This window comes from Clostridium nitrophenolicum, from assembly GCF_055391695.1.
This window is the reverse complement of sequence record NZ_AP042469.1, coordinates 3,765,050-3,786,520: the sequence shown is the minus strand read 5'-3', so window position 1 is coordinate 3,786,520 and position 21,471 is coordinate 3,765,050. Positions and strand designations below refer to the sequence as shown.

Here is a 21,471-nt window from a genome sequence, read left to right as displayed (position 1 = left end):
TAAATTATGGGAAATTCAAGGAGTTCAGGTATAGTATTCGATATACAAAGCTTATCCTTTCATGATGGACCTGGTATAAGAACTCTTATATTTCTAAAAGGATGTCCACTAAAATGTCTATGGTGTGCTAATCCAGAAGGACAAAAGATACTGCCGGAGATTCGATATCATAAGATGAATTGTACAGGTTGTATGGAATGTTCAAAAGCTTGTACAAACAAGGCTATTACTTTAAAAAATAATGAAGATACTAAAGCTAGTATAGACATAAATAAAGAAAAGTGCATTATGTGCAGTGAATTAAAATGTATAGATATGTGTTTGAATGATGCACTAAAGCCTACTGGAAAGACTATGACTGTGGGACAAGTTATGAAAGTTATAAAAAGAGATACTCCTTATTACAAAAGAAATGGCGGAGTAACACTTTCAGGAGGAGATCCTACCTATCAACCAGAATTTGCAGTTAATATTTTAAAAGCCTGCAAGGAAGAATATATAAATACCGCTATTGAAAGTGCAATGTTTACTAGCGCTGAGATAGTCAATAAGTTTATACCTGTTACAGATCTTTTTCTAACAGATATAAAACATATGGATGAAGATAAACATAAAAAGCTTACAGGAGTTAGTAACAAGCCAATTTTAAATAATATTTCAATAATATCAAAGCACAAGCCTGTAGTAATTAGAGTACCTATAATACCAGGTTTAAATGATGATAAAGAAAATATTATAAGTATAAGTAGGTTCTGCGCTGAAAATAATATAGATAGAATAAATCTTTTACCTTATCACAAATTAGGTGTAGCAAAATATGAACAATTAGGATTAACATATGGTATTTCCGATGTAACTTCACCAGATAAGGAGAAAATGGAGTTGTTAAAGGAGTCCGTAGAGTCTTTAGGGGTGAAATGCATAATAGGATAGTTAGTGGGGCTATAAGATATAATAAGTAGTATATTATTAGTCTAAAGAATTAAGCTAATACCAAAATATAAAAAGAAGCCTCTTTTGAAGGAGGCTTCTTTTTATATTATTTGGTCAGTATTTCTAAGTCTTTAGTAACTTGCAATAAAACATCTGATAGAGCTCTTAGTTCCTGGATAGAAGCGCTTATTTCCTCAGAAGCAGCAGCCTGTGATTGGGTTGTTGAGGTGTTCTTTTCTATCATATTCATGATGAAATTTATAGAACTCTGCATGCCATTAAGCCCTTGTTCTATCTGGGTTACAGCGTTTTTACTATTTACGGCGAGCTTACGTATTTCTCCAGCTACTACTTGAAAACCTCTTCCTTCTTGTCCAGCTCTTGAAGCTTCTATTGCTGCATTAAGTCCTAAGAGATTAGTTTGGTTAGCTATATTTCTTATGAAATCTGTAATTTTAGAAGTCTCATCTACGTTTTTTCTTGTCACTTGAGCTGAAGATACCATTTCTTCCTGTGAGGAAGCTATATTTTGTGCATTTGTAGTTATATCATTGATGCCTGTTGAGATTTGTTCGATAGAGCTTGCCAAACTATCGACAACATTGCTTAGTTGCTCGTATATTTTTACTTTACTATCTAAGCTCCAACCCACTCCTGCGGCACCTATTATTTGTTTATTTTCATCAAACAAAGGTATAGTAATGGCTTTAAATGGAGTACCTAATAATTCCTTTGGAACAATGACTCTTAAAGTTTTTTTAGATTGAATAACTTCATATAAGCCATCGCCAGCTCTTAATGGTAAGCCCTCATGTCCTGCGTTAACGGTTTTTCCAGCTTTATAATATACTATTTTCTCTAAATCTGATACTACAAGCATTGCATCTTCATCTTGGAACATATCCTCAAGAACTGTAATGATATTTAACATAGAATCTAACATATTCAAATTCTTCTCCCCCTTAATCTAAAATTAAATAATATATTTAATAACATTTAACATGCCATATAAATATTTTAGCAAAAAATGCTAAAATATAAAAGTTTTTATTGAAAAAATTCTAATATTTCAGTAAAAAGGCATAAAAAGTCATAGATGATGAAAGAAGAATCGTGAAAATATTAACTAAATTGTTTAATCATAGAATATTGAAAGAGAAGCGGATATGAACAGTAGTATACACAATAAAGGCGTAATGATTTTGGCAGGCTTTGTTGGTGAACTTGTAGGAAGGGACATTCCAATATCTTTTAATGCTAATATTGTGTTTGAACAACTTTACTCAGGTATAGATAAAAATAATGTACTAAAATATATAAAAGAAAAAATGATGGAAACGCTAGTTGGGTATAACAACATTTTAAAGAAATCTAAGATTAGCTAGAAGTAAATGAGAATATAGATAAATTAAATATGTGGAAGAAAACAGGAGTAAATGCAAAATAAATCTATATAAATAGTGGATAGGTGATGAAAACTTATTAAGAGGTATAGATAACCCTATTGCGTAATATTTACAACCATGGTATAATTAACCCATGATTTTGATGGGGGTGCAATAATGAAAAGTTTAAAAAAATTAGTTTTAATTGGAGCTGTGGTAGCAATGTCCACTTCTCTCTTTACAGGGTGCAGTTATGAGGGAAAAACACTTTCTGATGCATTTAGTAAAACACAAAAAATCACTAGCTCAGAAAGTAAAACAGAGATTGGATTGAGATTTACTGCAGAAAATCTTTCAGCTGAAGAGCAGAAGGAAGCTGGTAAGGCTATTCCTATGATCAATGGTTCAAAAATGACTATTAATACCAAGGCAAATCAGCAGAAGGATGGTAAGGTTGGAAAAATGCAGGCAGATGTTGCAATGCAGCTAGGAACAATGCCATTAAACATGGGAGTTTGGGCTGATGTAAATATGGCAGATGGTAAAAATGAATTTAAAGAGATTATCAAAGTACCAGCTGCTGAAGCACAAAAGATGGGTGGAAAGCAGTATGTTGTATTAGATAACTCAATGATGGATAAATCAAATAATGCAAATATGTATTTAGCTAAAGCAAGTGAAGATATGCAGAATAAATTCTCAAAAATGATTCTTAGCAGTATGGCAAGTTTTGATCCAGGCTTTAAAATTGTTACAGAAACAGGATATACATATATGAACCTTCCAGATGGAAGAAAATTAGTGCGTACCTTCGAGATTAAGTTAAATGATAAGCAGTTCAAAGATTTAATAAAATATACTTCAAATAACTTAATAAATAACAAGGATGCTAAAGGATTATTAAAGGATTATTTAACTACAGTTACAAAATTGTCTGCTTCAAGCGAGGAAGAAGCAAAAGCTAATCAAGCAGGAATAGATAAAGCTTTTTCAGACTTTGACAAAGGATTACCACAGTTTACAGCACAGATGAACAAAATATTAAATGCTTTTGATGAAGTAACTCTTGTTGGAGATAAAGGAATCGTAATTAAGTATGCAGTTGATGGAGATGGATATGTTGTAAATGAAAAAGGTAATATAGACTTAGTATTTGACTCAGCAAAGCTTATACCAACAGTTGAAAAATTAAGTGGTACAAGCACACAAAATAAACTTACTGGTGTATATAAATTAGGAATTGATTTTAACACAAGTACTTTCAATATAAATAAAAATGTTGAAATAAAGTTCCCAGAGCTTAATAGTGAAAACTCTACAAAATTTCAAGATTTAATTAGTGAATCTAAAATTAAATAGAAATGTAAAACTCCTTGCTGATTATTTACAGCAAGGAGTTTTTTATTTTTTTTGGTCACAGCTTCTAGCTTGTAGAAAAGAAGTATCAAATTACTTTGTTATACTGTCACAATCTTAACAAGTCATCATATTATTAATTAAGGATAAATTCCTTAAATTTTATTTTATTTACTTTCAATATAACAGTGTATTAGTTGTGCAAATTTCTATAGAGGGAGGAAATAAATATGGCAAGTCATAGAAGATCGCACCATTCAAGGGGAAGCCATCCATTTATTAATGAACGTAAAAGTGAAGACATTGATACAAACGAAATGCCATATTATGAAGGGTACAAGAAGTACGTAGATGAATTTGATGAAGATGATTGCAATGAGAAAAAAAATAAGTGCCATGATAGATTAAGACATCCTGATCCATGTTCTGGACATAAGTGTATAACAGTTTGTGGAGAGACTGGCCCTCGAGGACCAAAAGGCTGCAAAGGAGATCCAGGATGCCCAGGACCACAGGGAGAAAAAGGAGACCCGGGATGTCCAGGACCGATGGGGCTACAGGGGCCTGAAGGGTGTCCAGGACCAAAAGGGTGCAAAGGAGATCCAGGCTGTCAGGGACCAAAGGGAGAAAAAGGAGATCCGGGATGTCCAGGACCGATGGGATCAAAAGGAGAAAAGGGAGATCCAGGATGTCCAGGACTGATGGGACCAAAAGGAGAAAAGGGAGACCAAGGATGTCAAGGACCGATGGGACCAAAAGGATGTAAAGGAGACCAAGGCTGTCCAGGACCGAAAGGATGTAAAGGAGATCCAGGATGTCAAGGACCGATGGGACCAAAAGGAGAAAAGGGAGCCCCGGGATGTCAAGGGCCTATGGGACCAAAAGGATGTAAAGGAGACCAAGGCTGTCCAGGACCAAAAGGGTGCAAAGGAGATCCAGGCTGTCAGGGACCAAAGGGAGAAAAAGGAGATCCGGGATGCCCAGGACCGATGGGACCAAAAGGAGAAAAGGGAGATCCAGGATGTCCAGGACTGATGGGACCAAAAGGAGAAAAGGGAGACCAAGGATGTCAAGGACCGATGGGACCAAAAGGATGTAAAGGAGACCAAGGTTGTCAGGGACCTAAAGGAGATCAAGGTCCTCAGGGACAACCAGGAGATGCTGTTGAATGTGCATGCACTGCTCAAATAAAAAATGTGTTAAGGCAAATAATAGAACTGTTCCCTGGAACCACTGTAGTTATTAACTATGAAAATAAAGGTTCAGCTATAGGAATACCAACTTCGATTTTAGATAGTGGTATACTAGTATTATCTAATCCTGCAGGAGTTAAAACTCATAGAATTTCTATTTGTAAGATAGTAGCAATAACTCTTACTTGTAATAACTCTTTGTTTAATCGTGATGGATTACTGAAGATAGCTTTCCTTCCACCGCCAACACCGCTGCCAATAGGCTGTGCAGCTAAATGTGAATCAGCAGTGAGGAACACATTAGAATCACTAATTCGATGCAAAGCAACAGCAAATATAATAGCAGGTGGAAATTTCTTAGAACCAAATAGAGTAACTCATACTGCATATGGAATAGCTGTTCTAGGAACCTCTACTTTAGTATCTACTTGTACTATAGAAGATATTAGATAGACTTTAAAAATAAGAAGGAAATGGTGAACATTTCCTTCTGGTTTTTATTCGAGATTAAAATCAAGGAGGTAGCAATAAATATCATGATTACTATTAGCTTATGTATGATAGTAAAAGATGAAGAAGAAACTCTTGCACAATGCTTAGATTCAATAAAAGACATTGTTGATGAAATAATAATAGTTGATACTGGTTCAACAGATAGTACTAAAGAAATTGCCAGCTTTTATACTACTAAAGTATTTGACTTTAAATGGATTGATGATTTTTCAGCAGCAAGAAATTTTTCCTTTTCTAAGGCCACTAAAGATTATATTTTATGGTTGGATGCAGATGATATTGTATTAAAAGATGATAAAGAAGCATTTTTACAATTAAAACAAAGCATTGAGGAAGATGTTGACGTGGTTATGATGAAATATAATGTGGGTTTTGATGATCTAGGTAATGCTAATCTATCTTATTTTAGAGAAAGATTAATAAAAAGAAGTAATAATTTTAAATGGAAAGACAAGATTCATGAGTATATTGATATAGATGGAAAGATAGTTAACAGCAGCATTTGTATTACACATAAAAAAAGCAAATCTAACCCTCTGAGAAATTTAAAAATATTTAAGAAGATGAAAGCTAGCAGAGGATCTCTTAGTCCTAGAGGTTTATATTATTATGCAAAAGAGCTTTATTTTAACGAGAAATATGATAAGTCTATTTCATACTATAAAAAATTTCTTGATACTAATAAAGGATGGATAGAAGATAATATTAATGCATGCTTGGAGCTTGCACAATGCTATAGAATAAAAAATGATAAAGAAAATGAGTTCATGTATTTAGTAAAAACTTTTAGCTATGATACGCCTAGAGCTGAAACTTGCTGCCAGCTTGGATACTTTTTTAAAGATATTGATGAATATGAGAAAGCAATTTTTTGGTTTGAAACTGCCCTCAGTTTGAAAAAAGATGAAAATAGATGGGGTTTTATAAGGCATGATTGTTATGGATATATACCTTCACTAGAATTATGTACTTGTTATTATAAACTTGGAAATATAGAAGAGGCAATTAAATATAATAAACTGGCTGAACAATTTAAGTCTGATGATAAAGCAGTTCAATATAACAATGAATTCTTTAAAAACTATAATTAAAGTTGAATTTGAAAATGTGAGATTATATAGTATAGGAAGTGTTAACTTTATTTTGTTTTAAAGCTTTTCATCGCTCTTTTGTTTAATACAGATAAATATCTTGCAATATTTATCTGTATTTTTATATTATACTAATATTAGCTTTAAATCTAATGTTTTATAGAGCGTAGAAACTTAATCCATATTCAAATAAATGACAAGCCAGTATGAAAATATATTTGACTCGTTATTTATTTTCATATACCTAATATACATAATAATTTAAAGACAATATGGACATGCGCTTATAAATATTTTAAACTAAAATATGGTAAGAAATTTTTGGATTTTTAAATATATACTTTATTGTATAAATGGAGGGTACTGTGAAAAATAAGACTATATTATTTCTTATTTCATCCGTTATATTTGCGACAATAGCACTTTCTATTTTAACCATTTTTAATATAGAAAGTGAAATTGGAAATATAACTGTAAAACAAGAAAAAGATACTCTTTCCCATGCAACTGAGCAAATTATGGAGCTTGACATGGTTTTATATGGAATGAATGATGAATTTTTAGAATTAGAAAAGAGCAGCATAAATAATATTGAACAATGGTTTGTACAAAATAAGCAAAATCCTTTAGAAGTAGCGGATGAAGAGTTAAAGAAGCTCGCCGAAAGTTTACCAATTTCAGACATTTACATTATTAATAAGGAGGGTAAAGTTGTACACACTAGCTTTCAACTAGATAAAGGAATAAATTTGATTAGTAAAAATAATTATATGGGAGACTACTTATCTAAAATATATGGTACAGGAAAAGTATACAATCAAGGCATAGAGTTTTCTATGAAAGAAGGAAAACTAAATAGATATACTTACTACAGCCCTTTAAAAAGCGATTATATTATAGAGATATCTGTTGATGTAAAGGAATATATAAGGAAAAAATATGATCTTAGTTATTATAATTTTTTATTTAAAGACTTGTTTCAGTTTCCAAAGTCTTTAGAAAAAGGTGAAATAAATATAGAGATTTATAATAATAATGGAAAATACACCTGGGCTTTATCCGATGAAGGAAAGCAGCTAGATTTGAGAAATGAAGAATTCAAACAATTAAAAAATAACAATGAACTTATTAAGAATAAAGATGGATTTACATATAGGTATTACCAATTAAATACACCATGGAAAAGCTTCGTTCCTTCACAAAAGTTTTATGTAGAAATGAGATATGATTTTACTGCACTTGAAAGGATAAAAAAGCAGACAATAATAAATTCCATAAAAAGTTCTTTATTTATAATAGCCATTTTCTATTTTTTTATCAGGAGATTTCTAAATAATTTTATTATGAAAAAAGTACAAAAAATTAATAATAGTCTTTTAGAGATTTCTAAAGGAGACTATTCACAAGATATTATAATTGCAGGCAAAGACGAATTTTCACAAATTGCATCAAATATAAATATCATGAAAGATCGTATTAAAGATAGAGAAACTAAAATTAGTACAATGGCATATTATGACAGCATAACTGGGTTACCCAACAAAGAGTTATTAAAAGAAGAGATAGATGAAAGAATATATATGCGTGAATGTAAAGGTACTTGTTCAATGATAATTTTGCAAATACATAATTTTAAGCAGATTACAGATATCGTAGGACATATTGCAGGAGAAGAAATATTGTTAAGTATAGCTACTTTTTTAAAGACTAAATGGAAAACTGCATTTATATCCTGCAAAAGTGATAATGAATTTGCTATACTAGAGGATTTTCTAAATTTTCATCATATGAATGAAAAAATAAAGGATTTAATGAAGGATCTTCAGAAAGAAGAATTTATCCCAAGTAAGAGTTTGATCACTATTTTCAATGCTGGGGTTGTGATATATCCAGAACATGGAACTACAAGTGAGGAAATACTAAAAAATGGAGAGCTTGTACTTCATCATATCAAGAACAAAGGACATAATGAATATATGTATTATTCCCAAGAGATGGAGAAAAGCTTAATTAATCGTTTAGTTATGGAAAAGGAACTAAAAGAGGCTTTAGTAAAAGACGAAATTAAAGTAGTATATCAGCCTAAGATTAACACAAGAACCGGTAGAATTAGCAGTGCAGAAGCTCTTGTAAGGTGGGAAAAACAAGATGGACAAAAGATATTTCCCGATGAATTTATTCCACTAGCTGAAGAAACAGGATTGATTATTGATATTGGAAATTATGTATTAAAAAAATCTTGTATGCAGCTAAAGGAATGGCATGAAAGAGGACTATCAAACTTAAAGGTTAGCGTAAATCTTTCTGTAGTTCAATTCCAACAAAAAAATCTTATAGATGTGATAAAAAATATAATACAAGAAACAAAATTAGAACCTAACCTATTGGAGTTGGAGATTACAGAATCCTCACTAATGGAGGATATATCCGAATGCAATAAGATATTGAAGGAAATAAGAGAATGTGGAATTAATATCGCTCTTGATGACTTTGGAAAAGGGTATTCTTCATTGAATTACTTAAAAAGTTTACAGATTGATGTTCTAAAAGTAGATAAAGCATTTGTAGATAACATTGTAAATTTAGAGGACAAACAGGTTATTATTGATGCCTTAATTCAAATGGCACATGGACTAAATATTTCAGTTGTTGCTGAAGGAGTAGAAACTTCTATTCAGGCAGAGTATTTAAAAAATCAAAAATGTGATGAACTACAGGGATACTTTTTTAGTAAGCCTATAGATACAGAAACTTTCGAAAAACTACTGACCGATGGTATAAAGTTTTGGTAAAAATATAATAAACAAAATAGGCTTAGGATATAATCTTATACCCTAAGCCTGTATCCAGCTCCCCATACAGTTTCAATATACTGAGGATTGGATGGAGAAGACTCTATTTTTTCTCTCACTCTTCCAATATGTACTGTAACAGTAGCAGTATCGCCAAGAGCATCAAAGCCCCAGATTTTTTCAAATAATTCTTCTCTGCTAAATACTCTATTGGGATTTTCAGCTAAATAAAGTAATAGGTCAAACTCTTTTTGAGCTAAACTTACCTCAGTGCCGTTTATAAGAACTTGTCTTGAGTCTTTAATTATTTCTAGTCCTCTTATAGTTATAACATTATTTTTTGACTTTGGTGTAAATTTACTTTTTATTCTTTCGTAGTTTTGAATGTGAGATTTAACTCTAGCGACTAACTCACCAGGGCTAAAAGGTTTTGTAATATAGTCATCAGCTCCAAGGCTTAAGCCTTTAATTTTATCGATTTCTTCTTTTTTGGCAGAAACCAATAAAACAGGAATATCCTTATCTTCTTGTATACTGCGTAAAATACTAAAGCCATCAATTTTAGGAAGCATAATATCAAGAATTATTAAATCAAATTCCTTCTCTTTTATAGTATTTAGGCCTTGTACACCATCAGTACATACACTAACTTCAAACCCTGAAAGCTCTAGATAATCCTTTTGAAGTTCAGCAATACTTAAGTCATCCTCAACTATTAAAATTCTTTTCATAATAACCTCTCTATTTTTATGATATTTTTGCTAATGATATTATAATACTTGTACCCTCATTTTCACAGCTAACAGCCCATATTTTCCCTTTATGGCCTTCAACAATTTGTTTTGCAATGGCAAGACCTAGCCCACTGCCCTTTGTCCCGCTTCTTGCTAAGTCAGCTCTATAAAATCTATCAAATATTTTATTTATATCATTTTTATCAATACCAGATCCATTATCCTTTATTTCAATGATAATGCTAGAGTTTGTTTCTCTCAACATTATAGTAATTTGTCCAGTCTCTTTGTTCATATATTTTCGAGAGTTATCAATAATATTTAGTATAACTCTCCTCATTCTTTCTCTATCAATTATAAAATATTTTGATTCCTTTAAGTCGTTTTTTAAGTATATTTTTATATCAGATTTTTGAAGTTCAGGTGCACTTTCTTCAATACAATAATCAAAATACTCAGCAATATCTGTTTTCTCATAATTAAAGGGAATTTGGTTTAAATCTAGTTTAGAATATAAAAGCAGATCATCAATCATAATATCAATCTGTTCAGCTTTTGAATAAATAGTTTTTAAGTATTTTTCTGTTTTCTCAGGAGTATTTGCAACACCGTCTAAAATTCCCTCTACATATCCCTTTATAGAAGTTATAGGAGTTTTTAAATCATGAGATATGCTGGAAACCAACATCTTTCTATTATCATCGTACTTCATTTTCATACGAACGGAGTCCTTCAGTTGTATTCTCATTCCTTCGAAATCTGCACACAATTCTCTAATTTCCCTATCACCGCTCTCTACGATTTCAAAGTTTAAATCACCTCTGCTAATTTCTGCAGTAGCTTTTTTTAGAAGTGATATAGGTGTTAATATTCTCTTTGAAAAAAGATAGGACATAAATATATTTATAGCTACAAAAGAAATAAAAAATATAATAACAATGGCTATAATAAATTTATTAAAAATATCAGTTGATTTTTCCAATGGAGCTAATAATATAATATTTCCTGTAGAGTTGTCTTTAAAATTAAGTGAAGATGTTTCAACTATATAAGAGATATTGTCAATTTTTACAGCTTTTTTAAGAGATTTAGTGTTTATTTCTTCTAAGCACCGTTCTATATCAATTTTAGTAATATCTTTTGAGGCAAATATAATATTATTGTTCTTAATTATTATGACTTCTCCATTTATGGCTGAAAGCTTTTGATATAAGTATTCTTGAAATCCAGCAACTTCAATGCTTTCAGGATTTAACTTTGAGACATCTTTTACCGCATTTATCAACTCAAATTTTGTAGCTGCAAGTTTTTTGAAATTATCATAGCTTATATTTGTACTAAAAACTTTTGAGGATACAAACATAAAGATGAAAATTGTTAAACATACAATAATAAATGGAACTACAACAGTTATAGTATTAAAAGTAATTAGACGTTTTTTTATATCCATTTCTTCACCTTACATAATCTGTAGAATTTTTAACTTTATTATAAATAGGCACACTTAAATACACTGAAAGTTTTTTAAAACTCTTTTTTATCAAATAAATAATAACTTCCTGTAAATAGTAGTATAGCATAACTGAGCATCATCATAAACTGACGAAAGATTTTTAAGAAGGAAACATTGTTCATAATCCATAGAGTATACCAATCTAACATGCTTGTGAAAAACAAAGCAGAAAAGCTAGAAAAAACAATTCCAAGTGTTTTGAAAACAATAAAAATAAGAATAGATACAAAAAACACTCCTATTCCGCTTTTCAATATATTTGTAAGAAGTACAATAACTAATGATAAAACTAGCATTGGGATTAGTGTTACAAAGTATGAAACTAATACTTTAATAATACCTTGTGCTGTAAAGGGGCTTGAATTGAAAATAAAACCTGCTAAGGTTGAAAAAATCATTACAAACAGAAGATTTACAAAAACGAATAACATTATAGAAACTATCTTTGCTGTAAAAAATTTCAGCCTTGAAATTGGTCTTGTAAGTGCAATTTTCATAATGTTTTGAGAGAATTCACCTGAAAAACTATCTATAGTAACAAGTGCAGTAAATAGGGGAAGAATTGTGTTAACAACTACAGAAAGCACAAGCAAAGGAAATTCCATACTAGAAACTCCACGTACTCCAAAACCGCTCCTTAGGCCAATAATAGATACTTGTCCTATTACTATGAAAATAAGTGACACTACTGCTGCCACTAAAACTTTCTTCTTTTTATATAATTTTTCAATCTCATTAATTAAAGCTGCTTTAAATTCTACCATTTCTTTCTACCTCGCTGATAAAATAATTTTCAAGAGAAGCATAGTTATTTAATATATTTTTAGTATTATCTACATTAAGCATCTTGCCATTATATAGCACTCCAATACGAGTACAGGTGAGTTCAACATCATGGATAAGATGGCTTGAGATAAAAAATGTGGTTTTTTCTTTTTCTGCAAGTTTCTTTATAATATTTCTTACATCAATCATTCCTTCAACATCAAGACCATTTAAAGGTTCGTCTAAAATAACTACTTCAGGCTTAGACAAGAGCGAAGCTGCAATTCCTAGCCTTTGCTTCATTCCAAGGGAAAATTTTCTTGGTTTTTCATTTTTATACTTTAAAAGACCTACAAGTTCTAGAACTTCTTCTATTCTTTTATTGTCAACGTTTTTATAATATCGTGAAAATTGCTTTAAATTTTCAAAGGCTGTTAAATAAGAATAAGATTCAGCAGTTTCTATAATACATCCAACTTTTTTCATAGCTTGTTCAAATTCATCCAAAATACTATGTCCCAAAATCTTAACATCACCACTGTCTGGCTTTATAAGTCCAGTCATGATTTTCATTGCAGTAGTTTTACCAGCTCCATTAGGACCTAAAAATCCAAAAATATCGCCTCTATGTATATCAAGGTTAATATCTGTTATACCTCTTCCATTTTTATATATCTTAGAAAGTTCTTTAATTTCAATAACCTTTTCCATTTGCATACCTCCCAAATTATAAATAATACGACACATTTTTTATAGAAAAATTAACTAGAAAGTTAGCTTATACAGAGGGATATGTTTCCAAAGCTGAAGTAGATTTAAAAACTTTGTGTCAGTCTTAGTGAAGGGTTTTAAGAGAACCTTATATGACGCTCCTCTTCCTTACGTCAGAGGAGTAAGCGATTCACACAAAATCAGCACTCTGTGTAAGCGATCATCTCAAAATCATAGATTTTGGATGCCTGCTTAAGATTTTGGTTCTTTGCTTAAAACACAAGATTTAGACTGACTAAAAGTTTTTAACGTGCTGAAGCTTGGAAACATATCACGGCGTATAAGCTAACTTTCAGCTTAGTACCATATATAAAGTTTTATGTCGCAAAATTTTTATAATATTAATTAAATACTCTACTATATTCACCGTCGGATATTAAGTTTCCATTCATATTTTCGTTTATATTAAAGTATACTTTTGCTGAATGAGGATTAATAGATATATTTCCTTTAACATTAGCGCCTGAGGAACTAGTAGCAGTGAAAGGTGCATTAAAATGATCTTTTTCAAATGTTGCACTAAATTTCAAGTCTTTTTTATTAGCTGCGTATTCTTCATAACCTTTAGCATACTCTTCATGGTAGCTTCCGCTAACGCTCTTAGAATCTATTTTTTCAATATCTACAATTCTCTCCCCTATTTTTTGGAATTTATCATCTTTTTCTATTAAAATATCAGTTTTATATTTTCCAATATATTTTGAAGGATTAGATAACTTATCATAATCTCTTTCTATACTTTTTTCTACCTTCTTGCCAGATAAATCAGGTTTTTTTACAGTAGTTGAGTTAACTCCTGTAATTTTAACTAATAACTCAAAAGTTATATTATGCTCTTTGCCGCTTTCATCTTTACCAGAAAGAATTCCAGTACCAAGAACACTTTGCATTAATCCATCTTTACCTGTTACCATTTTTCCTTTAACTTCTTTTACAAATATATCTTTTGTAATTTTAGGCATGTTGTTTTCATTATTAGGTCTGTTACCAAATTCATGCTTAGATTGAAGAGATACTACTGCATTAATTAGTGCTGGAATCTGTGCTTCACTTAAAGAACCAGATAATTCTTTGCTTCCATCTGGATTTTGAGTAACTATAACAGAATCTTTTAAATTACCTACAAGAGCATCTGCTATTCTTTCAACATCTCCTGCTTCTTTCTGTTTAAAAGGATTTTCAAAGGATTTAACCTCTCGAGGGCTTTTATACTCACTTACATAATAAATATTTTGATCGCTATCTTTGTTTATAAAACCATTTTTGTCGGAATAGTAATAGTTTTCTTTCTTAGTAGAACCCTCTACTCTTGTTGATACATTTTCCATAGCCTTTTTTGATGTATCATACTTATTAAGTGAGTTTTCGGAATAAACGAGAGTACCATTATCCTTTACAACAAAAGACATATCTACAGTATAATTTGAAAGTTTAGTTGTACAACTTTCTGCTGTATACTTTAGAGAATCTTTAAGTTGGTCATAGCCGCTTTTAGACACTACTTCAGCCATAGCGGTAGTAGCAAACATTAGAGTACCTACAGCAAAACTTAAAATCATTGCTGTTTTCTTCTTAAATTTCATTTTTTACCATCTCCTTTTAGTTTTAAATTAGTTCATAATATGAAAGCCTTTCATAATTCTATTTTAAAGGGAGTCTCTCTATTTTCTATAAACTAATTATAAACAAAATATAAACTTTGTGCATGAAAAATGATTTACCTATCATAAAGTTTTATATCTATAAATACCTAAAAGTTATCCCTAATATTTTGATTTTTGTTTAGTTCTTCATTTTCTTGTGATTATTTATTAATAAATATTAAATTCTTATATTTTACTGAACTTTTTGTAATGTCACTTTAAAAAACATGTATGTGTGATAAAATATTTATAGTAGTAATAGTATACTAATTTATACTATATTTAAAGAAATTATTTTCTTTGTAAAGTTTTTACTAATAAATGTTAATAAAATAAGTAAATAAAGATGGGGGATATAAAGAATGATTGATGAGAATCAACAGGAACTTCAAGAATTAACAGATGAAGTGGAAATAATACTTTCTGTAAAAGATAATATTTCCCATGAAGAAATAGATAATTTCGTAAATAAATTTAATTCGTTATCAGAATATAATGTAAGAAAAAAGATTGGAGAAATCACTGGCGATTCTACATACATACAGAACTTTATAGATAAAACTAATGAAATTGTAAGTAGCAATCAAGGTGATACACAAAATGATACTTCAGAGAAAATTGATGTACTTGAAACATCCAATGTTTTTTTAGAAGCTCAAGATACGATTAATACTGGTGTTGTGGAAAGTACTATAATAGAAGATAAAATACAGGATAAAAATATAGAAAACAGTGTATTTAGCGAAGGTAATATTCCAGAAGTTTCTTTTATAAAAGCTGATATTAAATATGGACAACTTTCATTAGAATGGGGATGGCCAGAAGGCATAAGCAAGGCTATTATATGTTACAGGATGGATAGATTTCCAATAGGGCCAACAGATTGCTGTGCTTCACAGTTTATGGTTAAAAGGGAGTACGATGATGAAAAAGGAGAGTGTTTAATTCATAAGGCAGTAGAAGGAAACTACTATTTTTGTATATATATTTCGGCTGATTGTAATGGAAAAACACTATATTCTGAGGGGCAAAGAAGACTTGTGGTAAATAAAATACCTTCAGAAATATTCTATGAAATAAGACATAAGAAGAGTCTCCTTGGAAAACTTAAGGGGGCGGAAATAGTTTTATCTACTACCGATAAAGAAATAAATTTGCCACAACTTGAATTGGTTGGTAAGTTTGGCAATATGCCTCTTCAGAAATCAGATGGTAAAAGTATACTTAATATAGACTATCAAACTATTACTACCGATAAACCTATAACTTTAAATTTGTCTATTGAAAATATAGGTAGAAACATGTATGTAAAGTTATTTTTCTTAGACGACAGTAATAGCAAGTTGTACAGAATAATATCACCGGCAAAAGAAAAATTATATTTTAAATAGTTAATAGCTATTGCAGTTAAGGAGGAACAATGAAATGAAGCTTAATTTAAAGAAAAAAGATTATTATATATGTCCATATTGTTTTTCTAAACATGATTTGAATGATGTAAGTTTTATATGTAAGAATGATCCAGAAGGATGTGAAAATGCAAGAGAGGGTATTTTTCTCAGATCTAAAAGAGGAGAGAGTAAAAAAGAAATGCCAGACTCTATTTTCTGCACTGAGTGCGGAGAAAAAACAAATGTAAAAATATGTCCTACATGTCATGAGGAACTACCTTATGCTATAGGACAATATGATAATTTAGTCTTTGCAGTAATAGGGGCAAAAGAAGCCGGGAAAAGTCATTATATTGCAGTTTTGATTGACAAAATAATGAATGAAATAGGTTCGGCTTTCAACTGTAGCCTCTCGGCGGTAAATGATGCAACAATTAAAAGATATAGAACTGATTTTTATGACCCTGTTTTTAAAAGAAATGAATTAATAAGAGTAACTCGTTCAGCTAAGACAGACTCATCTGTAAAGCAACCTCTTATTTATAATCTTACCTTTACGGAACAGGGAATGTTTGGCGGACTATTTAAAGGTAAAAGGATAAGCAACGTTGTTACCATTGCCTTTTTTGATACTGCAGGTGAAGACTTAGATTCTGAAGATACAATGAAGGCCGTAAACAGATACATATATAATTCCTCAGGTATTATATTTCTACTTGACCCGCTTCAGTTAGAAAATGTAAGAGAAATGCTTCCAGCAGGAACACCACTGCCAGAACAAAACACCGAAATAGAAGACTTGCTTTCAAGAACGGCGAACCTTATTAGAAAAGCAAACAACGTGAAGGTAGATAAGCTTATTGATATACCTGTGGCTGTAGCTTTTTCAAAAATAGATGCAGTTGAATCTTTAGTAGATCCATCAAGTTGTATAAATTACTCAAGTAAACACATAAACAAAGGAAGTTTTGATATTTCAGATTTTCAAGATATGAACGGAACTATGGAATCCTTAGTTAGAAGTTGGGGTGGAGAAAACTTTGCAAATCAATTAAGTTCAAATTTTAAAAATCATGCTTATTTTGGAATAACTGCACTAGGCTGTAATCCAGAAAGCAGTAGGATTTCAAAATTGAGACCTCATAGAATAGAAGATCCATTTCTATGGTTACTATATGAACATAAATTAATAAAGGCAGAAAAAAGGAAGTGATTCAGCTATGGCAGTTCAACAGCTTTTTTACACCTCATGTAAGAAGGGACTGTCTTCCGGAATGGGATTTCAAACCTATTCTATATCAAGGGGAATTACTGAGGAGGAGAGAAAAGAAATAGAAGGTTATTGTGTTTATATACCTCCAGACAACCTTCCAACACAACCTTCAGATAAAGAAATAGATGAGTTATTTCCGATAGCATTTTCTTCTTTTAGATTAAAGACGGGAAAATACTGTATTTCTTCTGCCAAATATGTAGGTAAAGATTACTCAGGGAGATATGGGAATTATTTTTGTCATGTACTTGTATCTGACAAGCCATGGCCCTTCTATCCTATAGAGCTTTATGGATCAATTACCTTTAGAACTGGGTTGACTTCTGAAGAAGAAAATATGTCAGAAATAGAGTATCTACCACAACTAGAGGAAATACATTTAGGTAATTCTATTTGTTTTGATTCAATAGGCAATTTCTTGAAGAGGGCAGATGTTGGAAAAAGAAGTAAAGGCTTTATAGAATTAATGAAGTCAGCTATAGAATTTAATAAGACTGAGAAAAAAATAATATTTTGTGATTATAAAGACAACACTGCATACTGGATTGGAGCAGTGCAAATGTCCTTACCTAGGAAATTAGCACAGCAATTTAGCTTTACTACCTATTGTTACAATCCCGATGATGCTTCTTATATGATTTGTGCTGCAGACAGAGAAGGAAGTAAATTTAATTTTAGAGATAATCAAAAGTCTTATAAATATAATGTTTTTGACTTTATTAATGGGCAGAATTCGGATTTGGCCTATAATAGTAGTTTTATAAAGAGAGCAGAAGTAGGATATACAGTTTCAAAGGAAACATTTTTACCTTTTATATGCTTTCTCGATCAATTTGAATATAATGTTCTAGATGAAAATATAGATAACTGCGTGTGCTTGTATAACATGGTAAATAGAGGAGTTGAAAAATCAACTATAGAAGATGTTAAAAAGGCGGTAAGTTTTGCGGTTAACTATAAATCTATTCAGGCTTATAGACAGCTTTTTCAGCAGCTTGATCCTAATCTTGAAAAAATTAGTACGCAAGTAGATGTTGAATTAGCAGAGATGATAACAAAATTTTTATTTATGCTAGGAAGAGAAACTAATGATAGTGAACATGTAAGAAAAGCTTATGAGTTCTATTTTAATTCTATACATTATTTAGTCATGGATAATGAAGATATCAATGTAGAAGATATATTAAGATTACATGAAAGAATAAGGAAAATAGAAGAAGTTACTCTTGGACAATTTGTAAAGTTATCTCTTCATAGGTCTAGGATAAAAGAGCTTCAAACTTACCTTGAAGGAGGTAAAATAAGACATGCTAAATTTTATTTTAGGTCTTTGATTAGCGATATTATGGCATTTAACAATAAGTACAGTGATGGTGATGGAATAGATCTTTTCAATATAAAATCAGAAGACGCTAAAAATATAACTATACTTTTGAACAAATGCTTAAGTATACTTATAAAATCTTCAGAGGACATTTTAGATATTCTTCATACTTTAAAATATAAATATGAATATTTTCCGGAAATAATTATCAAGGCATATTCTATTAATAATTACTTGTATAAAGACAACAGCATTGAGGAGACCTTAGTAAGATTTATTATAGAAGAAGGAAGAATAGATGAAGAGTGGAAAAAGAAGATATGTACATGTATAAGCCAGTTAACTAATGCAAATGACTTCTTATTTTCTATATACAGCATCGAATTAAGAGATGAGAGTAATAAAAAAGAATTTTTTATATCTTATTGTTATAAAGTCTTTAATTATTTTGAAAATTATAGAGAGAAAAAGTTCTCGGATGCACTTAAGCTGTATTTAAGTTTATGTGAAGATGGAGAGCTCTCTTTAGAGGAGTATAAAGAAATTATAAGTTATATAAATAAAAAGTCCTTATGCCAATATATAGATAAAGATGTACTAAAAGTACTTTTTATAGAGTTAGAAGATAAAATTGATGTAGAGAAGGTAGCCTTAGAAAGTTATACAATTAGAAAAATGTTTGAACTAAAGAGTAAATGTAATATAAAAACACCTTGTAATATAATAGAGCTAATTTATAGTATACAGAAGATTGAAGAAAGTGATGCATTACTTAAAATAAATAACCTAGAAAATCTTAAAGTTGACTTTCTAAATATAGATACTAAGAGCTATGAAAAGCTCTTAGAAAGTTTTCTTAATAATTTATGTGTATACCTTCAGAGTCCATCTGAACACGACAAAGTAAAGAAGGCTTTATTTTGCTTAGAATATGAAGAAATTTATTATAGCAAATACTTTGATATCTTAGATGATATTGTTCTTACTAAGCAATACAAAGATATACTAAAATCTAACAACAGGGAAGGCTATCAAGTATTTATTGATTTCTTAATATTCCTGTTTAAAAATGACATGAAGGTAAAGGAAAAAACAGAAGAATGCTTAGAAAATAGAATTATAAATATACTAAAAGAAAGCTCTGAAAAAAAGTTGGAGGTTTATGATAATTATTTCAAAAGAAAAGTTAACGCTTATAAAAATAGAGTGGAAATTATAGAGAAGTGGTCAATAATCAAGGGTAAAGCAAGAGAGAAAAAACAAAAAAGAAACCCTTTCAACCTTTTTAGAAAGTAGTGAATAGTTTTAAATCGAAGGGAGTGATTTTTTGGGAGGAATACTTGAAGCTATAGGAGCTATTTTTATAGTATTAGGATCAATAATAGCTATTATAGCTGGAGCTGTCATAGGAATAGGTGAAGGATTTTTTAAAACTGTAGATAGCTATTTTAGAGGTTTAAGATACAGCATTCATAAAGGAAATTCACTGAAGACCAAAAGAGAGTTTTACGAACCAGCAGAGGAAAAATATTTTTTCTACAAGCAGTATGAGGATTTAAATAATACATATAAAAGTGCGACTTCTGTTAATAAGGGTAAAATTCTAGTTTTAAAGCAGCAGTTGATAAATGGATCATACTTTACGTTTGGCAGGATAAAAGCTGCGCAATTTATCATATACATAATTGGTAATGCTTTAAATGCAATTTGCTTTTTTATACATTTTTTGATAATTACAATTATAAGCATACCTATTTATATATTTTACTTCATAGTTATAGCCATGGAGAAAATAAAGTTTACAAGGGAAAAAATATCAGGCGTTTGCCCTCATTGTCATATAAAGTTCGATATACCTTATTACATATGTCCAAGCTGTGAAAAAGTCCATAAAAGATTAGAAGCGGGACCATATGGAATTATGAAAAGAACTTGTGTATGTGGTGAGGTAATCCCTTCAACTAATTTTGCAGGTAGAGCTAAGCTTAGAGCTGTATGTCCTAGATGCTCTAAGACTATTGAAAGCAAGGAAACATCACCGATATGTATACCTATAATAGGTGGAGTATCTGCTGGAAAAACCTCTTTTATGTACTCTACATTAAACACTTTAATAAATGATCTTGCAAAAGCAAAAAAGTGGAATATAAGATTTTTAAATGAAAAAGAAGAATTAAAGATTAGGGAATGTCTAGATACATTAAACAAAGGGGTCTTACCTAGAAAAACTATTAAGCAGGATACAGTACCTTATAGTGTTTTTATAAATTCAGATAAGTTTCGTAGTGAGAAACTCTTGTATATGTATGATATTGCAGGAGAGTATTTTGATATAAGAGCTTCTATTAGAAGGCACAATTATTATAAATATACTGATGGGTTGATTTTTATAATAGACTCCCTCTCTATAGAAGGAGTGGTAAAGCGTATTTCAGAAAAGCAAGAGTTTATAAAGAGTAGTCCTAGTAATACAAACGTAAATGATTTATTAGATCGCTTTATATTAGGATTGAGAGAAGTTAGAGAAATAGAACTTAATAAACTTATTGATATACCTGTTGCAGTTATTGTAAATAAGATGGATGTGTTAGAGGGCCAAGAAAATATTATAGAGTTTCTTAAAGATTCAGGAGAAGAAAAATTAATACGAAAATTTGAACACAACTTTTCAAACTATCAGTTTTTTTCCTGTAGTGCTTTAGGGCATTTAAGTGTTGGAGAACCCTATAAGTCACAGGGAATATTTAAACCTGTAGAGTGGATTTTAGGGCAGACAAATCAAGATATGAAGTAG

16 protein-coding genes are annotated in these 21,471 nt (G+C 30.6%); 10 read left to right on the top strand and 6 right to left on the bottom strand.

Going from position 1 to position 21,471, the window contains the following annotated elements; translation table 11 throughout:
- The first annotated feature begins 6 nt into the window (after positions 1-6).
- Positions 7-933 carry an indoleacetate decarboxylase activase gene (locus ACZ5N4_RS17965; RefSeq protein WP_464203876.1) on the top strand — a complete coding sequence of 309 codons (927 nt, stop codon included), beginning with the start codon at positions 7-9 and terminating at the stop codon, positions 931-933.
- A 106-nt stretch (positions 934-1,039) separates the two neighbouring features.
- Here ACZ5N4_RS17965 and ACZ5N4_RS17960 read toward each other — a convergent pair whose 3' ends face one another.
- The gene (locus tag ACZ5N4_RS17960) at positions 1,040-1,876 is read right to left on the bottom strand and encodes a methyl-accepting chemotaxis protein (RefSeq protein WP_464211001.1); all 837 of its coding nucleotides are present in this window, start codon (positions 1,874-1,876) and stop codon (positions 1,040-1,042) included.
- A gap of 223 nt (positions 1,877-2,099) precedes the next feature.
- Here ACZ5N4_RS17960 and ACZ5N4_RS17955 point away from each other — a divergent pair, with 223 nt between their 5' ends.
- From ACZ5N4_RS17955 to ACZ5N4_RS17935, 5 genes are all read left to right on the top strand, one after another.
- Positions 2,100-2,318: a hypothetical protein gene (locus ACZ5N4_RS17955; protein ID WP_464203874.1), complete on the top strand. Its 219-nt coding sequence runs from the start codon at positions 2,100-2,102 to the stop codon at positions 2,316-2,318.
- 177 nt (positions 2,319-2,495) lie between these two features.
- A complete protein-coding gene (locus ACZ5N4_RS17950) occupies positions 2,496-3,677 on the top strand; it encodes a hypothetical protein (RefSeq protein WP_464203873.1) in 1,182 nt (393 codons plus the stop codon).
- A 227-nt stretch (positions 3,678-3,904) separates the two neighbouring features.
- Complete coding sequence (locus tag ACZ5N4_RS17945; RefSeq protein WP_464203872.1) at positions 3,905-5,320, top strand: collagen-like domain-containing protein; 1,416 nt, start codon at positions 3,905-3,907, stop codon at positions 5,318-5,320.
- 83 nt (positions 5,321-5,403) lie between these two features.
- Entirely contained in the window at positions 5,404-6,471 is a 1,068-nt protein-coding gene (locus tag ACZ5N4_RS17940; protein ID WP_464203871.1) for a tetratricopeptide repeat-containing glycosyltransferase family 2 protein, read from the top strand.
- A 365-nt stretch (positions 6,472-6,836) separates the two neighbouring features.
- Positions 6,837-9,263 (top strand): bifunctional diguanylate cyclase/phosphodiesterase, encoded by a 2,427-nt coding sequence (locus tag ACZ5N4_RS17935; RefSeq protein WP_464203870.1) that lies wholly within the window; start codon positions 6,837-6,839, stop codon positions 9,261-9,263.
- Positions 9,264-9,298: 35 nt separating this feature from the next.
- Here the strand turns inward: ACZ5N4_RS17935 and ACZ5N4_RS17930 are convergent, their stop codons facing one another.
- The 5 genes from ACZ5N4_RS17930 to ACZ5N4_RS17910 all read right to left on the bottom strand — a co-directional run bounded on the left by ACZ5N4_RS17930 (position 9,299) and on the right by ACZ5N4_RS17910 (position 14,629).
- The gene (locus tag ACZ5N4_RS17930) at positions 9,299-9,994 is read right to left on the bottom strand and encodes a response regulator transcription factor (protein WP_464203869.1); all 696 of its coding nucleotides are present in this window, start codon (positions 9,992-9,994) and stop codon (positions 9,299-9,301) included.
- Positions 9,995-10,010: 16 nt separating this feature from the next.
- Positions 10,011-11,447 (bottom strand): sensor histidine kinase, encoded by a 1,437-nt coding sequence (locus ACZ5N4_RS17925; RefSeq protein ID WP_464203868.1) that lies wholly within the window; start codon positions 11,445-11,447, stop codon positions 10,011-10,013.
- A 74-nt stretch (positions 11,448-11,521) separates the two neighbouring features.
- Positions 11,522-12,274: an ABC transporter permease gene (locus ACZ5N4_RS17920; protein WP_464203867.1), complete on the bottom strand. Its 753-nt coding sequence runs from the start codon at positions 12,272-12,274 to the stop codon at positions 11,522-11,524.
- Positions 12,261-12,986 (bottom strand): ABC transporter ATP-binding protein, encoded by a 726-nt coding sequence (locus ACZ5N4_RS17915; protein WP_464203866.1) that lies wholly within the window; start codon positions 12,984-12,986, stop codon positions 12,261-12,263. Before ACZ5N4_RS17915 ends, ACZ5N4_RS17920 begins: the two co-directional genes overlap by 14 nt.
- Positions 12,987-13,387: 401 nt before the next feature.
- Positions 13,388-14,629, bottom strand: coding sequence for a hypothetical protein (locus ACZ5N4_RS17910; protein WP_464203865.1), 1,242 nt, complete (start codon positions 14,627-14,629; stop codon positions 13,388-13,390).
- A 422-nt stretch (positions 14,630-15,051) separates the two neighbouring features.
- Between ACZ5N4_RS17910 and ACZ5N4_RS17905 the strand changes: the two genes are divergently transcribed.
- The 4 genes from ACZ5N4_RS17905 to ACZ5N4_RS17890 are packed head-to-tail and all read left to right on the top strand — an operon-like array spanning position 15,052 to position 21,471.
- Positions 15,052-16,080 carry a hypothetical protein gene (locus ACZ5N4_RS17905; protein WP_464203864.1) on the top strand — a complete coding sequence of 343 codons (1,029 nt, stop codon included), beginning with the start codon at positions 15,052-15,054 and terminating at the stop codon, positions 16,078-16,080.
- A gap of 34 nt (positions 16,081-16,114) precedes the next feature.
- Positions 16,115-17,293 carry a hypothetical protein gene (locus ACZ5N4_RS17900; protein ID WP_464203863.1) on the top strand — a complete coding sequence of 393 codons (1,179 nt, stop codon included), beginning with the start codon at positions 16,115-16,117 and terminating at the stop codon, positions 17,291-17,293.
- Positions 17,294-17,300: 7 nt separating this feature from the next.
- Positions 17,301-19,973, top strand: coding sequence for a GAP1-N2 domain-containing protein (locus ACZ5N4_RS17895; protein ID WP_464203862.1), 2,673 nt, complete (start codon positions 17,301-17,303; stop codon positions 19,971-19,973).
- A 31-nt stretch (positions 19,974-20,004) separates the two neighbouring features.
- Positions 20,005-21,471, top strand: a complete 1,467-nt coding sequence (locus ACZ5N4_RS17890; protein WP_464203861.1) for a TRAFAC clade GTPase domain-containing protein — start codon at positions 20,005-20,007, stop codon at positions 21,469-21,471.

What these genes read in the sequence shown, in the direction of transcription:
- ACZ5N4_RS17965 (WP_464203876.1), top strand. Translation starts at nt 7, where the DNA reads ATGGGAAATTCAAGGAGTTCAGGTATAGTATTCGATATACAAAGCTTA.
- ACZ5N4_RS17960 (WP_464211001.1), bottom strand. Translation starts at nt 1,876, where the DNA reads ATGTTAGATTCTATGTTAAATATCATTACAGTTCTTGAGGATATGTTC.
- ACZ5N4_RS17955 (WP_464203874.1), top strand. Translation starts at nt 2,100, where the DNA reads ATGAACAGTAGTATACACAATAAAGGCGTAATGATTTTGGCAGGCTTT.
- ACZ5N4_RS17950 (WP_464203873.1), top strand. Translation starts at nt 2,496, where the DNA reads ATGAAAAGTTTAAAAAAATTAGTTTTAATTGGAGCTGTGGTAGCAATG.
- ACZ5N4_RS17945 (WP_464203872.1), top strand. Translation starts at nt 3,905, where the DNA reads ATGGCAAGTCATAGAAGATCGCACCATTCAAGGGGAAGCCATCCATTT.
- ACZ5N4_RS17940 (WP_464203871.1), top strand. Translation starts at nt 5,404, where the DNA reads ATGATTACTATTAGCTTATGTATGATAGTAAAAGATGAAGAAGAAACT.
- ACZ5N4_RS17930 (WP_464203869.1), bottom strand. Translation starts at nt 9,994, where the DNA reads ATGAAAAGAATTTTAATAGTTGAGGATGACTTAAGTATTGCTGAACTT.
- ACZ5N4_RS17925 (WP_464203868.1), bottom strand. Translation starts at nt 11,447, where the DNA reads ATGGATATAAAAAAACGTCTAATTACTTTTAATACTATAACTGTTGTA.
- ACZ5N4_RS17920 (WP_464203867.1), bottom strand. Translation starts at nt 12,274, where the DNA reads ATGGTAGAATTTAAAGCAGCTTTAATTAATGAGATTGAAAAATTATAT.
- ACZ5N4_RS17915 (WP_464203866.1), bottom strand. Translation starts at nt 12,986, where the DNA reads ATGGAAAAGGTTATTGAAATTAAAGAACTTTCTAAGATATATAAAAAT.
- ACZ5N4_RS17910 (WP_464203865.1), bottom strand. Translation starts at nt 14,629, where the DNA reads ATGAAATTTAAGAAGAAAACAGCAATGATTTTAAGTTTTGCTGTAGGT.
- ACZ5N4_RS17905 (WP_464203864.1), top strand. Translation starts at nt 15,052, where the DNA reads ATGATTGATGAGAATCAACAGGAACTTCAAGAATTAACAGATGAAGTG.
- ACZ5N4_RS17900 (WP_464203863.1), top strand. Translation starts at nt 16,115, where the DNA reads ATGAAGCTTAATTTAAAGAAAAAAGATTATTATATATGTCCATATTGT.
- ACZ5N4_RS17895 (WP_464203862.1), top strand. Translation starts at nt 17,301, where the DNA reads ATGGCAGTTCAACAGCTTTTTTACACCTCATGTAAGAAGGGACTGTCT.